The organism is uncultured Psychrosphaera sp., from assembly GCF_947500655.1.
In the GTDB taxonomy this organism is placed as follows: Bacteria; Pseudomonadota; Gammaproteobacteria; order Enterobacterales; family Alteromonadaceae; genus Psychrosphaera.
On sequence record NZ_CANMSK010000019.1, the window covers coordinates 68610 to 83928 of the forward strand.

Sequence of the window (15319 nt, forward strand, 5' to 3'; positions counted from 1 at the left end):
AAAAAAGCTTCTAAATTTATTTAGAAGCTTTTTTATTTATGTAATATAAAACCAGTTTATTAATAAACTAAGGCTTTATATAACCTCTAGGTTTACTATCTTTCGATATATATCTATCACGCAGTTTGTCTTGTCTAGATTCAGTACTTACTTTCTCACCATTAATCCAAAGCGATTCTACGTTTGAACTTATTTCAAATGGGTCTGCACTCCAAAGTACTAAATCAGCTGCTCGGCCAACAGCAATTTCACCTGAATCCATATCAAACGTCTCAGCGACATTTGATGTCATAGCTTCAAGCGCCCCCTGTGGAGTCATACCGTAAGATATTGCATTACCTGCGTCTAACCTTAGATTTTTAGACATATGACTGTCAGGGCTAAACAGGATAACTTTAACGCCGGCTTTTTCTAACTCACCAGCAGTTGTCAGTGAAGCATGCAGTGAATCAAAGCTACCAGGTAAATTAGCAACAACTTTGATCATTACAGGAATTTCAGCTTCAGCCAATTGAGATTTAACTCTCGCGGCATCTTCTCCACCAGCAATAACAATGTTGACGCCATATTCTTGTTTTATTTTAATCAATTGTAATAAATCTGATGATCTAGAAGCCGACGCAACTAAAGGCTTTTCACCGTTTAATAATGCCGTTAATGTTTCCTCTTCATCCGTTGGTGATTTAGCTTTTTTAGCTGATTCGTCAGGATTACTTAGCTTTTCTTGTTGGCCTTTTAATTTATCAATCAACTCAATTAAGCTGCTTGCTCTTGAGTCTTTTCTTTCGCCACCAAAACTAGCAACCACTGCTGATTTGGTATTAATGACGCTGTCAAAACTTGAATTCATTAAAATAGTAAATGCTTGACCAGAAAAAACACTATCACGTGAACTTGGCGCAACTAAACTACGGGTAATACCACCTTTACGAGCAAATGGAACTAATGTGGTTTCAGAGTTATAAGCATAAGATGGGTCAAAGTTGATGCTGGCTTTTTTCGCACTCGCATCTCGAGTACCAGATACCGCATTCACTTCCACTAAACCAAACTGATTCATAGTTGAGATAAAACCAGGAGTTACTATTTTTCCAGTTCCATCGATAACTTTATCCGCTTTTATACTTAATGGATTAACACTTATAATTTTGCCATTTTCAAATACGACACTGGCATTAGTTAATACACCGTTATCTGTCGCGGTATAAATAGTTGTATTTGTTATAGCTATTTTTTCAGCAAGTACCGAGCAAGATGTTAATAACGATAAAGCGATAAGAGATGGTTTTAATAATTTCATCATAAATTCCTTAATCTTGACCTAATAGAAAATCACTTTTCGGTTGATATGCTTCATCTGCAATATCAAATACTTTGGCACCGTCAATAAAGACTTGCTCCGCTTTAGCGTAAACACTAAATGGACTTTGATTCCAAATAACTACATCACCTTGTTTACCAGCTTCAAGAGATCCAGTTTTTTCATCAATACCTAATGATTTAGCAGCATTTAATGTGATCCAACCAATGGCTTTAGCTTCATCAATTTTGAAACCCGCCTCATTTGAACGGTACATTATTTTTGCAGCTTCTTGGTTCAAACGTTGAATTGTGGTGTCTGAATCTGAATGCACTATGGCACAAGAATTTTGGTAAGAATCAACAACACCCGCATTTTCTTGGATCATATCAAAGGCTTCCATTTTAAAGCCCCACCATTCTGGCCACATAGCTGCACATACATTATTTTTAGCTAAGTCTTCAGCAATTTTATAAGCTTCAACAGCGTGATGGAATGTACCAGCGTGATAATTAAACTCTTTCGCTAAATCCATCATCATCGACATTTCTTCAGCTTTATAACAATGATTATGGATGCGGATATCACCGTCTAATACACCTTTTAACGTGTCATAAGTAAGATTACGCTCTGGTGCTTGAGGGTTTTTACCTGCGGCATAATCTCTCTCATACTTTTCCCAAGCACGTTTATACTCAGTTGCTTCAACCCAAGCGTTTCTGTAACCAGCCATATTACCCATACGAGTTGATGGCGTTACCTTTCTGCTACCATAAACACGTTTAGGGTTTTCGCCACAGGCCATTTTTAAGCCATAAGGGGCGTCAGGAAATTTCATTCCTTGCATGGTTGGTGAAGGTATATTTTTTAACGTAACACCACGACCACCAATTAAATTACCTGAACCTGGTAAAATTTGTAGTGTTGTAATACCACCAATTCTTGCAGCTTCAAAGCCTGGATCTTGAGGCCATACAGAATGCTCAACCCACACTTCGGCCGTAACCGGGTTAGTCATTTCGTTGCCATCTTGATGAGACTCAACTGATGGGCTTGGGTAAGCACCTAAATGAGAATGAACGTCAATAATACCTGGAGTAACAAATTTACCGCTACCATCTATAATAGTCGCATTGCCATTTTCTATATTAGTCCCGACAGCTTTGATTATGCCATTTTCCAATAGAACATCAGCATCTTCCAACATCACACCAGTTCCCGTTAAAACAGTCGCACCTTTAATGAGTACTGTTAATTGTTCCATCGGCTTATAGGTACTTGGGTATGGATTTTTATTGATAATGACATGTGGATCTTGAGCTTCATTGCCTGAACATCCAGACAAAACAGCCAATGATACAGCTGTGACACTTAATGCGAGTTTACGCATAACGACATCCTCTTTCTTTATTTAATGGTTTATGCAGACTCTAACGAAATACATAAAAATAATTATTGTTATCACAATAATTAAAATTATTACGTTTTACTACAAGGGAATGACGATAGTTTGCAGGTTTAATAGGAGTAATAAAGCTAAGAACAATTTCAACAGCATAAAACACAAGAAATAAATAAAAAGGCTATATATTATCAATATATAGCCTTTTAACATTTCATCATTAGTGAAGGGAGCTAATACTAAAGTTTAACTGTGTATTTAACGTCTTGATCACGTAACAAGTAAAGTGCAAAACATGCTGCCCACATAGGCCATGCAGTAAAGAATAATAAGTTATTAAAACCATCAATGTATTGGTTATACGACGATAAAGTTGATAAACCGTGCATTACAAAGATCGCACCGTAAGTTATTCTTTTTTGAATACCAGCAACAAATGCAAAAACTAACACTAATTGAAGTGCACCTAGTATATAAGCAACCATATCAGTTGAGCCGCTTATGCCATAAAAGTGTTCAAAAATTTTAGCACTATGTCCTGGGGTAACAAATTTATCTAATGTCCACATTATCATTACGATAAACACGCCTAAACGTAATGAAAGTAACGACCACTCTAAACGGTTTTTTACATCTGAATTTATTGTACTACTCATAATATTCCTAAAATTTAAATTAATAACGATTCAAAAACTAAGACCGTGACTTTACTTTTTTTATTTCAAAATAATTTTTCATAATTGTCATTTTAAAAATATACTGCCGTGATTTGAAATTTATTTACACGGGTTTGGGTCTTAACATCTATGCTTAATCATAAAATAATTGTAGAGAGTAAAAATTTGAAGCTTGCATGTTTAACCTTATCAATATTCGCAGCGTTACAGATACCGTTTACTGTGAGTGCAGAAGACAAAGTAAATGATGAATCAATTGAAGTAATTAAAGTGGTAGCTCAAGCAACTAAATCTCAAGGATTATCGGTTAAAGATGCAAAAGTAGACGGTCCATTTGGTGACGGTTTGGCTTTACAAGATATCTCCCGTTCGTTAACGCCTATTTCCAGCGAGTTAATAGAACAACTTAATATTACCACCTTACAAGATGTCCTTGCGGTAAGTCCTAATACATACGCAGCCAGTGGCTTTGGAGCGCCGAGCTTACCAACTATTCGCGGACAACTTGGTGAATTATTTCAAGACGGAACTCGTCGTCAAGCGGGTAACAATGGTTTTGGTATACCCCTGTCATTTAACTCAATTGAACAAATTGACGTAGTAAAAGGCGCGCCAACCGTATTGTTTGGCTCAAGCCAACGTAATGGTGGCTTTGTAAACTTACATTCTAAAAAAGCATCGACCTATGAAACGAAAGGCAAAATCAGTTTATCTGCAGGTCGTTGGGATCAATACCGTCTATTAATTGATTACGCAGCGCCAATTATAAAAGATAAAATTGGCTTTAGAGTCAGTGCTGAGCATATTGATAATGGCAGTTTTTATGACTTTTCTAGTACAGAAAGCGATAGCTTATTTTTTGCATTAAATATATTACCGGACGATAAAAGCAGTTGGGATATCAATTTTGAATTATACCAAATTGAATTCACAGATAACGCAGGGATTAACCGCCCTACACAAGCATTAATTGATCACGGTTTATATATCACAGGTCAAGGTGTACAAAGTAATGGCAGCACAGTACCAGCGGCAGGTTCAATTATTTCACCAACCGGACAAGTTGTTATTGACCGTAGTAATGTACTCACTGACCCTGATAATTTAAACGATGCCAGTACTTATTTAATTCACAGTATTTATAAACGAGAACTATCTGATAGCTTATCCGTTAAAAACATATCGTACTTTCAGCACTTAGAGCGTGAAGGCATTGCACAAAACAGTTTTGTTGAAATTATTGATGCGGCTCACACAGCACAAAATCGTACAGAATTATCGTACCAATGGAATGACAAAGAGCAGACAATTTTAGCCTTTGATGTACGTTACAATGACGTTTTAGGTTACAGCCAATTTACCACAGAAGCGGATTTACCGATTGATTTAACAGGCCCACTTTCAAATCGCCGTATTCCTTTAACAAGTCAACAACAAGCACGTCTAGTGGAACTTCGCCCAGGCGTATTTGTATCCCCTGGTGGTCAGTACGATATTGATAATGACGGTGTTGGTGATTTTAATATGTCTGACACCACAGACTCGACGTCATGGCAAACCGGTTTGGCTATTCAGCATGACTCATATTGGTCAGACACTGTGCATATAAACATTGGCTATCGTGCCGATTTTTATGATGTTCACGCCCAAGATCCTATTGCGCCAGAAGGACAAATAGCCGTCCGTGATGATATTAATGAGATTCTGCACTCGGTTCAAATAGGTGCAAACTACAAAATCAATCAAGACTTCACAACCTATGCGGCTTCAAGTTACAACGAAGCGACATCAAACAGTATGGCTGGCGGAAACGCACTTAATGGTGACAATGTCATTAGCGAACAAAACTTTGCTACTGAGAACACCTTGCTTGAACTTGGTTTGAAATACGCCCCGGGTGATAACAATTGGTATGCCGACGCCGCATTATTTAGCCAAAAACGTAGTTTGCGTAATCGAGATGGTAGTAATTCTGGTATCGTGACTAATGGCTTTGAAGCTCAAGTATTTTATGACTCCTATCCTTATTGGGTAAGCGCAGGCTATAGCTATATTGATGCAACCTATGATGACTCAACAAGTGCCCAAGACTCATCCCAAGTAATAGATGCCTTTGATAATTCACGTCCAGACATAGTAAATGGTACCAGTGTGGGTGCACCAAGTTACACTGTTTTTGCTGCATCAAACCAAACTTTACAAGGCATTCCGCCACAGTCATTCAGCGTTAACGGAAATTACTCAATTAATATGAAATGGCAAATAGGTTTCTCAGGTCTTTATACTAAGAGTTATCCGCTGGACTTTTTGGCGACGGTTAATATCCGTGATCAACACACGTTCAACCTAAACAGCAGCTATGCATTTACATCTAATACAAAACTACGTTTAGATGTAAATAACGTAACAAATCAAGAAAACTGGCGTCCAGTATTTGAAGGTGGTTATTTTGGCGCAACTTTAGTGTTTCCTGAGTTACCAATTAACGCAAAATTAACCCTTACCCATATTTTTTAATACAAATATAAAGAACAATTTAAAGAGAGATACATGATTAAAAAGATATTATTACTATTGATTGCAGGGGCTGCTATAGGCTTGTTCTTTCATTTCGATTTAAATCAATTACTCACACTTGATGGCCTAAAAGGCTCAATGGATCAATTTAGTGACTATAAAGCCCAGTCACCACTTCTTGTTATTGGAGCATTCTTTTTAATGTATGTTTTAGTGACAGCCCTTTCTTTACCGGGCGCTGCAATATTAACTCTGGCAGCAGGTGCTCTATTTGGTTTAGGTGAAGGATTATTATTGGCTTCATTTGCATCAACAATTGGTGCAACGTTAGCGTTTTTAGCGTCTCGCTATTTATTGCGTGATTACATCAAACAACGCTTCCCTGAGCGTCTTACCGCTATTGATGCTGGTGTTGAAAAAGAAGGTGGATTTTATTTATTAACTCTTCGTTTGGTCCCAGTCTTCCCGTACTTTGTAATTAACTTACTGATGGGTGTTACCGCTATCAAATCATGGACTTTTTATTGGGTAAGCCAAATAGGTATGCTAGCAGGAACGTTTGTATATGTTAACGCTGGTACGCAATTAGCTCAAATTGACAAGCCTGATGACATCTTATCGTTTAACTTGATCATGTCATTTGTATTGCTTGGATTCTTTCCACTTGTTGCCAAAGGAATATTAAACGTGTTTAAAAAACGTCGTGTTTACAAAAATTATACTAAGCCTAAGCAATTTGACCGTAACATGATTGTTATTGGTGCTGGTGCTGGCGGTTTAGTAACTAGTTACATCGCAGCGGCAGTTAAAGCAAAAGTTACCTTAATTGAAGCCGGTGAAATGGGTGGTGACTGCTTAAACTACGGTTGTGTTCCAAGTAAAGCCGTTATTAAAAGTGCAAAAATTGCTGAGCAAATTCGCCACGGTGAAAACTACGGTCTTGAAAATGCAACGCCGCAATTTTCATTCAAAAAAGTAATGGCACGTGTACATAAAGTCATTGCTGATATAGCTCCGCACGACAGCGTAGAACGTTACACTGACTTAGGTGTAGAAGTTGTTAAAGGCTACGGTAAGTTAATTGACCCGTGGACTGTTGAAATTAAACTTAATGACGGCTGCACACAAACACTAACAGCACGTACCATTGTTATTGCCACTGGCGCACGTCCATTTGTTCCACCTCTTCCGGGCATTGAAGAAACGGGTTATGTAACAAGCGATACGTTATGGAGCAAATTTTCTGAGTTAGACGAAGCGCCTAAAAAGCTAGTTGTTCTTGGTGGCGGTCCAATTGGTAGTGAGTTAGCACAAAGCTTTTCTCGTTTGGGTTCAAGTGTGACACAAATTGAAATGGCTGAGCGCATCATGATCAAAGAAGATCTTGAAGTGTCTACTTTTGCACACCAAGCTTTAACAGAAAGCGGTGTTAATATATTAACATCACACCAAGCACTTCGTTGTGAAGCGCGTGATGGTAAAAAATTCATTATTGTAAAACGCCTTAGTGAAGATAATAGTAAAGATGAAGAAGTTGAGATTGAATACGACGAACTGTTATGTGCCGTTGGTCGTAGTGCTCGCCTTAAAGGTTATGGCCTTGAAGAGCTTGGCATAGAAACCAATCGTACTATTGTTACTAACGAATACTTAGAAACACTTTACCCTAACATTTTTGCCGCCGGTGATATTGTAGGTCCGTATCAATTTACCCATGTTGCATCTCACCAAGGTTGGTACGCGGCAGTAAACGGTTTATTTGGCCACCTTAAAAAGTTTAAAGTAGATTACCGCGTTATTCCATGGACTACCTTTATTGATCCAGAAGTAGCACGTGTTGGCTTAAATGAACAAGATGCGATAGATAAAGGCATCGACTTTGAAATCACTCGTTTTGAATTTGAAGAACTAGACCGCGCCATTACCGACAGTGCGACTAAAGGCTTTATTAAAGTCATTACGCCAAAAGGTAAAGACAAGATATTAGGTGTGACGGTTGTATCTGAACACGCTGGTGATTTGATTGCTGAATTTGTATTAGCGATGAAACATGGCTTAGGACTGAATAAAATATTAGGTACAATTCACAGCTACCCTACATGGGCGGAAGGCAATAAATACGCAGCGGGTGAGTGGAAACGTAACCATGCACCTGAAAAAGTACTTAACTTACTAGAAAAATACCACACTTGGCGTAGAGGCTAATATGATCAAATCACTTTTTATTAATGCTGTTATCAATACTTTTCTAAGTGCGGTTTTGCTTACAACTGTGTTTGCAAGTACAGCTCAAGCTGACGTTGAAGTAACGGCTAAAGCCAGTATGGAAAGTGATATGCATGCGGTGTGGGATAAATTATTAAATGACAATGTGGTGGCCATTAATAATGGCCACAGTACAGCTGTTAATTACGCAGGTTTTAAAGCACAACATAGTCAGTTAAAAGCATATTTAAACTCATTAAGCGTGATAAGCAAAAGTGAATTTAATGACTGGGAAAAACCTAAACAATTAGCTTTTTTAATCAATGCTTATAATGCATGGACGGTTGAGCTGATTGTCAGTAACTACCAAACTAAAAAATACCCAAACCTTAAATCAATTAGGGATTTAGGTAGTCTTTTTAGTTCACCTTGGAGTAAAGAGTTCATACCTTTGTTTGGAGAAATATTGAGCCTTGATGATATTGAACATGGTTTAATTCGCGGTGCGGTTGATACAAGAGTCACAAATATAGGCAAGTCTAAATACAACGAGCCCCGCATTCATTTTGCCGTAAACTGTGCCAGTATTGGTTGCCCTGCACTACGTGAAGAAGCTTATACGGCTGAGATGTTAGAAACACAGTTACAACAACAAACTGTACGTTTTTTATCAGATGAATCACGTAACTTTGCCAAAAGTAATGACGTAAACCTTTCTTCAATATTTAAATGGTATAAGGGTGATTTTGAAAAAGGTTTTAAAGGTGCGACAAATTTGCAAGAGTTCCTTTTGCTATATTCTAATGAATTAAAGCTAGACACAGCTCAGCAACAAACACTTAGAAGCGATAATATGGATATTAACTTTTTAGATTACAACTGGGACTTAAATGCCATTAACTAGATGTTGGCAATTAAACACGCGGCACCGCTTTGGCATTGTCGCTTTTTTTGTTTATACGAGCCTATTTATATTTGTTTTGTGCTGTGCATTTTGGCCTAACTCCGTACTTGCAAGCTCGGCAGTTTCAACCTCTGCACTTTCAACTTCAATAACGGCTGAGTCTATTGAGAGTAAAAAGCTAGATGAAAATCCAAATGTTTATTTTTATGCTTGGGGTGGTGACGCTCAGATCAACGCTTATATTCAATGGGCTGCAAAGCAAGTTCAAGCTAAGTACAATATCAATTTACACCACGTAAAACTCAGCGATACCAGTGAAGCGGTAAGCCGAGTTTTAGCTGAAAAATCAGCTGGTAATAACCATAAAGGCAGCGTTGATTTAGTTTGGATAAATGGCGCTAACTTTGCCACCATGAGTGAGCATTCATTATTATTACCTAACTGGGCAAATAAATTACCTAATTTCAAATATACAGATCCCAAGAATAACCCAGCAGTCACCTTTGACTTTGGTATTCCAACGAAAGGGATGGAAGCGCCCTGGGGACAAGCATCCCTTACCTTTTATTACGACAACCTTGCTATTGATGGTTCAGCCAATAATCAATTGCCAACGACATTAGATCAGTTACTAAAGTGGAGCGCTAAGCATCCTGGACGTTTCAGCTACCCAAAACCACCTGATTATTTAGGCATGAGCTTTTTAAAATATGCGTTAGTGGTCTTGCATGAAAAAAGTGATGAAAAAATAAAAGCACAATTAAACCAAGTGGCTAACGAACAAAATAGCAAACTAGTGCTAACGCCATTGTGGGATTTCTTAAATCAATTACACCCTACATTGTGGCGACACGGCCAGCATTTTATGCAAAGTGGCGCACAAATGCGCCGTTTAGTAGATGACACAGAGTTAAGCTTAGCCTTTACTTTTTCTGCTCCAGAAGTTCCTGCTGCTGTTCAACGTTTTGATTTGCCAAAGAGTATTCGCAGTTACGCTATGGAGGATGGCAGCTTAAGTAATACACATTTTGTGGCAATTCCTTATAACGCCAGCCAACCTAAAGCAGCGCAGCTAGTCGCTAACTTTCTATTAAGCCCAGAAGCACAAGCCCACAAACAAACGCCGAGTGTTTGGGGCGATAAAAGCGTAATTATTCCAACAACATTAAGCCCAGAGCAACAAGCTTTATTTAAAACCCAAACGCCACATCCAAGTGCATTACCGTTTAACAGTATTAAACGGACTTTGAGCGAGCCTCATCCAAGCTGGGTTGAAGCAATCTTAACAGGTTGGCAATCTCGTTATGGCGTTAGGCTTTTGGAGGCAAGCAATGAGCATGACTCCTAACATCAAGCCTGACTTGTTTACCCGTATTGTAAAATTCAGTCCGCGTTTTTTACTGGCATTATTAATATTGCCGGTATTAGGTGGGCTGATAAGTGTATTGCTTCCTGCCTTTGGTTGGGCGCCAGCACTTAGTCAGTATAGTTTTAATTTACAAGGTTTCTCAGAATTATGGTTAACACCTGGCATAGGTAAAATGGTGATATTGAGTATCGTCACTGGATTAGTCAGTACCTTACTTGCCTTTGTTATTACGTTAATGATCTTAGCGTCTTTTTTTAACAGCCCTTGGCTTAACCGTATTCAGCATTTACTTAGCCCTATTCTCGTTATTCCTCATGCCGCTGCAGCTATTGCCGTTGGATTTTTAATTGCGCCCTCGGGCATGTTTTCACGTTTATTATCACCTTGGTTAACCGGATGGGAATTAGCGCCAAATGGCATGTTTCCACATGATCCTTACGGCATCAGTATTATTTTAGGCTTAACACTAAAAGAGTTACCATTTTTATTGTTAATGGCCCTTGGCGTATTGGCTCAACCAGAACTTGGCAAAAAATTACGCCAGCAGCATAAGGTCGCACTTAACTTAGGTTATTGTCCTATGACCGCCTTTTTTAAAGTTGTATTACCGAGTTTGTATCCACTGTTAAAGCTCCCTACATTAGCTGTGTTAGCTTATGCGAGTGCTAACGTTGAAATGCCATTAATACTCGGACCAAACACACCGCCGACTCTTGCAGTTGCAATTATGCATTGGTTTAGTGATGTTGACTTAAATTTACGTATTAAAGCTTCCGCTGGCGCTTTATTACAATTATTGGTTACCGGTGGTTTACTTGCGTTATGGGTTGGCGGCGAAAAAACTATTAAGCATTTTTTCTCCCATTTACTCACTAATGGTGAACGTGAGTACGGAGGTGTTTTTTGGCAAAAATTAACAGGACTAATCACCGCCTTAGTGATTGGCTTTATAATATTGGCATTAATTGGCTTAGTAATGTGGTCGGTTGCTGGATTTTGGCGCTTCCCTGCGGCTATGCCAGATCAATTTGTATTATCACATTTTCAAAATGCAATGATGCAAATGAGCGAGCCATTATTTAATAGTTTAGTGATTGGTGTGATAACTACTGCATTGGCTATTATCTTGGCTTTATTATGTTTAGAGGCTGAACAACTGACTGGCAAAAACGTATCTCGGTTTATTAGTTTAGTTATTTATTTGCCGTTATTAGTGCCTAGCATAGCGTTTTTATTTGGTTTGGTATGGTTACAACAATTAATCAATAACCAAGCTACGTTTACACATGTGGTTTTTACTCATTTGTTATTTGTTTTACCTTATGTGTTTTTGTCACTAACCAGTAGTTACAGACGTTTAGATCCTCGTTTTGCACATGTAGCAGCAAGCCTTGGAACGACACCTGGAAACGTTTTTTTAAAAGTGAAACTGCCACAGTTATTTGCGCCAATATTAATTGCAGCAGCATTAGGTTTAGCCATTAGCTTTGGCCAATATTTACCAACATTACTGGCTGGCGGTGGACGTATTAGCACCATCACAACGGAAGCGGTAACATTGGCAAATGGTGCCAGCAGACGCACCAGTGCGGTTTATGCAATCATACAAATGGCATTGCCACTAATTGGATTTATACTCGCTTGGATATTACCAAAGTACTTCTTTAAAAGTGCACGTCGATGAAAGCACAGCTAGTTAACATTTTAAGATTAAAGGTTTTTTAAATGCAAACCTCTGTATTAGAGATCAAAAATTTAGAGTTGTTTCGTCAAGAACAATTATTACTTAGCTTAAATGAGCAAGTAAATGGCGGTGAAATATTAACAATCATGGGACCGTCTGGCAGTGGTAAATCGAGTTTATTAAACTGGTTAACGGGCACACTTGCTAATGAATTTCACGCTACAGGTGAAGTATTGCTGAACAATCAAAACGTCAGTAACTTGCCCGCTCACTTACGCCATATTGGCGTGTTATACCAAGACGCACTATTATTTTCACACTTAACCGTGGCTGGAAATATTGAGTTTGCGATGCCTAAATGCGATAAAAAACTACGTAAACAAAAAGTAGAACAGGCGCTTGAACAAGTTGGCTTAGCTGGTATGGCTGAACGTCATCCAGATAATTTATCTGGTGGGCAGCAAGCCCGAGTTGCCTTATTAAGAATGTTATTAAGTGAGCCAAAAGCAATTTTATTAGATGAACCTTTTAGTAAGCTGGACACTCAATTACGTGTCGATACGCGTAAGTTAGTGTTTGATCTCATTCGTGAACATAAACTACCTGCAATTATGGTAACCCACGATCATAGCGATGCTGAAGCGGCGCAAGGTAAAATCATAACGCTGCAGTCGCAGGGGCATTAATAAGAGCTATTTACAAGAGAAGTACATGTTAGATAAATTTATTACACCAGTTATCAAACCAATATTAATTCCGGTTGTGAGCTTATTACACAAACGTGGCGTGACTGCGGATCAACTTACAGTGCTAGGTTTTTTAATTGGTATGTTGGCTTTGCCATTATTAGCCTTTGAATTATGGTACGGCGCGCTTGTCGCTATTATTTTCAACCGTATTTTTGATGGATTAGATGGTGCCCTCGCCCGCTACGCAAACCAGAGCTCTAGTGCAGGTGGTTACTTAGATATCACGTTAGACTTTTTGTTTTATGCTGCCGTTCCCCTTGGTTTTATTTTGGCAAACCCTGAACAAAATGCAGTGGCAGGTTCTATCTTACTCGCCACCTTTATTGGAACGGGATCAAGCTTTTTAGCTTTTGCTATTTCCGCCGAAAAATTCAAATTAGAAAAACCGCAATTTAAGTACAAAAGCTTTTATTACTTAAATGGCTTAGCCGAAGGCACTGAAACTATCGCATTATTTATTGCTTTTTGTATTTGGCCACAGCATTTTGTTTTGTTAGCCAGTATTTTTGCAGTGCTGTGTGCGATTACTATATTCACTCGTATTCACAGCGGTTATCACACACTTAAGCAGCAAGAAGAAGCAACTAAGGTAGCAAATGACTAACGAAGTATGGTGGCGACTTGGGTTCTTTTTTAGCGTTCTAGTAATTATGATGTTACTTGAATGGCGACTGCCTGCACGCCAATCCCCGATTAAAAATACTAAACGTTGGCTGGCTAATTTTGGCTTAGTATTTACCTCATCATTGTTTGCAAGATTAGTTATTCCAATTGGCTTAACCGCAGTTGCGTTGTACAACGCAGAGCAGAGCATAGGTTTATTCAATCAATTACAGCTGACGCTGGATATTCCAAGTTGGTTAATTATTGTTTTGAGTCTGCTGCTGTTAGATATCTTAATTTATTGGCAACACAGGTTATTCCATAAAGTGCCTTTGTTGTGGCGTTTACATAAAGTACATCACGCCGATGCCCATGTAGATACCAGCACAGGTCTGCGCTTTCATCCAATTGAAATTGTTATTAGCATAGTGGTAAAGTTTGTTGCAGTAACTGCATTAGGCGTTCCTGCCATTGCAGTGCTTATATTTGAAATAACATTAAACGGCTTGGCGTTATTCAACCACGCCAACATACGCTTACCTGATGCCATAGAGAAGCCGCTACGACTAATATTGATGACTCAAATATTACATCGTATTCATCACAGTCAAATTGTTAACGAAACCAACTCAAATTATGGTTTTAGTGTTATTTGGTGGGATAAACTGTTTGGTAGTTATAAAGATAGCGCGACTAAAACCGATGACAAACTCGACATTGGCTTAATTGAATACCCTCAAGCCAAACAAAACGCCTCACTCCTAGGCTTATTGATCATGCCGTTTAAGAAAAAGTAGCAAAGACTATATCTTCAAGGTCAAAGAAGCCGAACCAACTGAACTACCGCTTCGAAAAATAGGTGGTACGTTTGTTGAAGATGGCGGAATTAGCAAAAAATCATGAATAAAAATGGAACTAATTGAGAATTATTTAAAAACTAAAGGGAAATATTAAAAACAAGAGGATAACTTGGAACTAATGGCGGAACGGACGAGACTCAGGCTTTTTATATAAAAAGTGCGACTACGTCGCGAGTTCTTTCGCAACTGAATACTTATATAGTATGTTTAATATTAGGAGATAACTAGGAAATAATGGCGGAACGGACGAGACTCAGGCTTTTTATATAAAGAGTGCGACTACGTCGCGAGTTCTTTCGCAACTGAATACTTATAGAGTATGTTTAATATTAGGAGATAACTAGGAAATAATGGCGGAACGGACGAGACTCGAACTCGCGACCCCCGGCGTGACAGGCCGGTATTCTAACCAACTGAACTACCGCTCCGCAGAGGTAGGTTTTACATCCGTTGAAGATGGCGGAACAAACAAGACTCTAACTCGGAACCCGACCTGACAGGCCGCTGCTCTTCATAAAAGCCGAACCAACTGAACTACCGCTCCGCAGTGGTAGGTTTTACATCCGTTGAAGATGGCGGAACAAACAAGACTCTAACTCGGAACCCGACCTGACAGGCCGCTGCTCTTCATAAAAGCCGAACCAACTGAACTACCGCTCCGCAGTGGTAGGTTTTACATCCGTTGAAGATGGCGGAACAAACAAGACTCTAACTCGAAACCCGACCTGACAGGCCGCTGCTCTTCATAAAAGCCGAACCAACTGAACTACAGCTCCGCAGAAGTAGGTTTTACATCCGTTGAAGATGTGATTAAGGGGGATTAATCAATTTTCGTTGTTTTTAAAATGAATTTTCAAAAGTGGCGGAACGGACGAGACTCCTGATCTACCAAAAAAAGTGCGACTACGTCGCGAGTTCGCTTTACAAAACAAACACATCTTTCTTATAACTTTTATCTAAAATTCAACTCAAAAGTGGCGGAACGGACGAGACTCGAACTCGCGACCCCCGGCGTGACAGGCCGGTATTCTAACCAACTGAACTACCGC

At 38.9% G+C, this 15319-nt stretch carries 11 protein-coding genes and 1 tRNA gene; 8 read left to right on the forward strand and 4 right to left on the reverse strand.

Annotation, left to right across the window (positions count from 1 at the left end):
• Window positions 1–67 precede the first annotated feature (67 nt).
• The 3 genes from Q0940_RS14395 to Q0940_RS14405 all read right to left on the reverse strand — a co-directional run bounded on the left by Q0940_RS14395 (window position 68) and on the right by Q0940_RS14405 (window position 3358).
• On the reverse strand, window positions 68–1303 hold the full coding sequence (locus tag Q0940_RS14395; RefSeq protein ID WP_299269959.1) for an amidohydrolase family protein: 1236 nt from the start codon (window positions 1301–1303) through the stop codon (window positions 68–70).
• A 7-nt stretch (window positions 1304–1310) separates the two neighbouring features.
• Window positions 1311–2690: an amidohydrolase gene (locus Q0940_RS14400; protein ID WP_299269962.1), complete on the reverse strand. Its 1380-nt coding sequence runs from the start codon at window positions 2688–2690 to the stop codon at window positions 1311–1313.
• 251 nt (window positions 2691–2941) lie between these two features.
• Window positions 2942–3358 carry a hypothetical protein gene (locus tag Q0940_RS14405; protein WP_299269965.1) on the reverse strand — a complete coding sequence of 139 codons (417 nt, stop codon included), beginning with the start codon at window positions 3356–3358 and terminating at the stop codon, window positions 2942–2944.
• A gap of 186 nt (window positions 3359–3544) precedes the next feature.
• On the opposite strand from Q0940_RS14405, the gene Q0940_RS14410 reads away from it, so the two are divergent.
• From Q0940_RS14410 to Q0940_RS14445, 8 genes are read left to right on the forward strand one after another with little or no spacing between them, the layout of a single operon-like run.
• Window positions 3545–5896 carry a TonB-dependent receptor gene (locus Q0940_RS14410; RefSeq protein ID WP_299269968.1) on the forward strand — a complete coding sequence of 784 codons (2352 nt, stop codon included), beginning with the start codon at window positions 3545–3547 and terminating at the stop codon, window positions 5894–5896.
• Window positions 5897–5929: 33 nt separating this feature from the next.
• Window positions 5930–8101 carry a bifunctional TVP38/TMEM64 family protein/FAD-dependent oxidoreductase gene (locus Q0940_RS14415; protein ID WP_299269971.1) on the forward strand — a complete coding sequence of 724 codons (2172 nt, stop codon included), beginning with the start codon at window positions 5930–5932 and terminating at the stop codon, window positions 8099–8101.
• Window position 8102: 1 nt separating this feature from the next.
• Window positions 8103–9005: a DUF547 domain-containing protein gene (locus tag Q0940_RS14420; protein ID WP_299269974.1), complete on the forward strand. Its 903-nt coding sequence runs from the start codon at window positions 8103–8105 to the stop codon at window positions 9003–9005.
• A complete protein-coding gene (locus Q0940_RS14425) occupies window positions 8992–10353 on the forward strand; it encodes an ABC transporter substrate-binding protein (protein WP_299269976.1) in 1362 nt (453 codons plus the stop codon). The genes Q0940_RS14420 and Q0940_RS14425 overlap by 14 nt, the downstream gene beginning before the upstream one ends.
• On the forward strand, window positions 10337–12058 hold the full coding sequence (locus Q0940_RS14430; RefSeq protein WP_299269978.1) for an ABC transporter permease subunit: 1722 nt from the start codon (window positions 10337–10339) through the stop codon (window positions 12056–12058). Before Q0940_RS14425 ends, Q0940_RS14430 begins: the two co-directional genes overlap by 17 nt.
• Window positions 12059–12099: 41 nt before the next feature.
• A complete protein-coding gene (locus Q0940_RS14435; protein WP_299269981.1) occupies window positions 12100–12744 on the forward strand; it encodes an ATP-binding cassette domain-containing protein in 645 nt (214 codons plus the stop codon).
• A 25-nt stretch (window positions 12745–12769) separates the two neighbouring features.
• Window positions 12770–13411, forward strand: coding sequence for a CDP-alcohol phosphatidyltransferase family protein (locus Q0940_RS14440; protein WP_299269984.1), 642 nt, complete (start codon window positions 12770–12772; stop codon window positions 13409–13411).
• Window positions 13404–14207: a sterol desaturase family protein gene (locus Q0940_RS14445; RefSeq protein ID WP_299269987.1), complete on the forward strand. Its 804-nt coding sequence runs from the start codon at window positions 13404–13406 to the stop codon at window positions 14205–14207. Before Q0940_RS14440 ends, Q0940_RS14445 begins: the two co-directional genes overlap by 8 nt.
• Before the next feature lie 414 nt (window positions 14208–14621).
• Here Q0940_RS14445 and Q0940_RS14450 read toward each other — a convergent pair.
• Window positions 14622–14698, reverse strand: a tRNA-Asp gene (locus tag Q0940_RS14450).
• Between the last annotated feature and the right edge of the window lie 621 nt (window positions 14699–15319).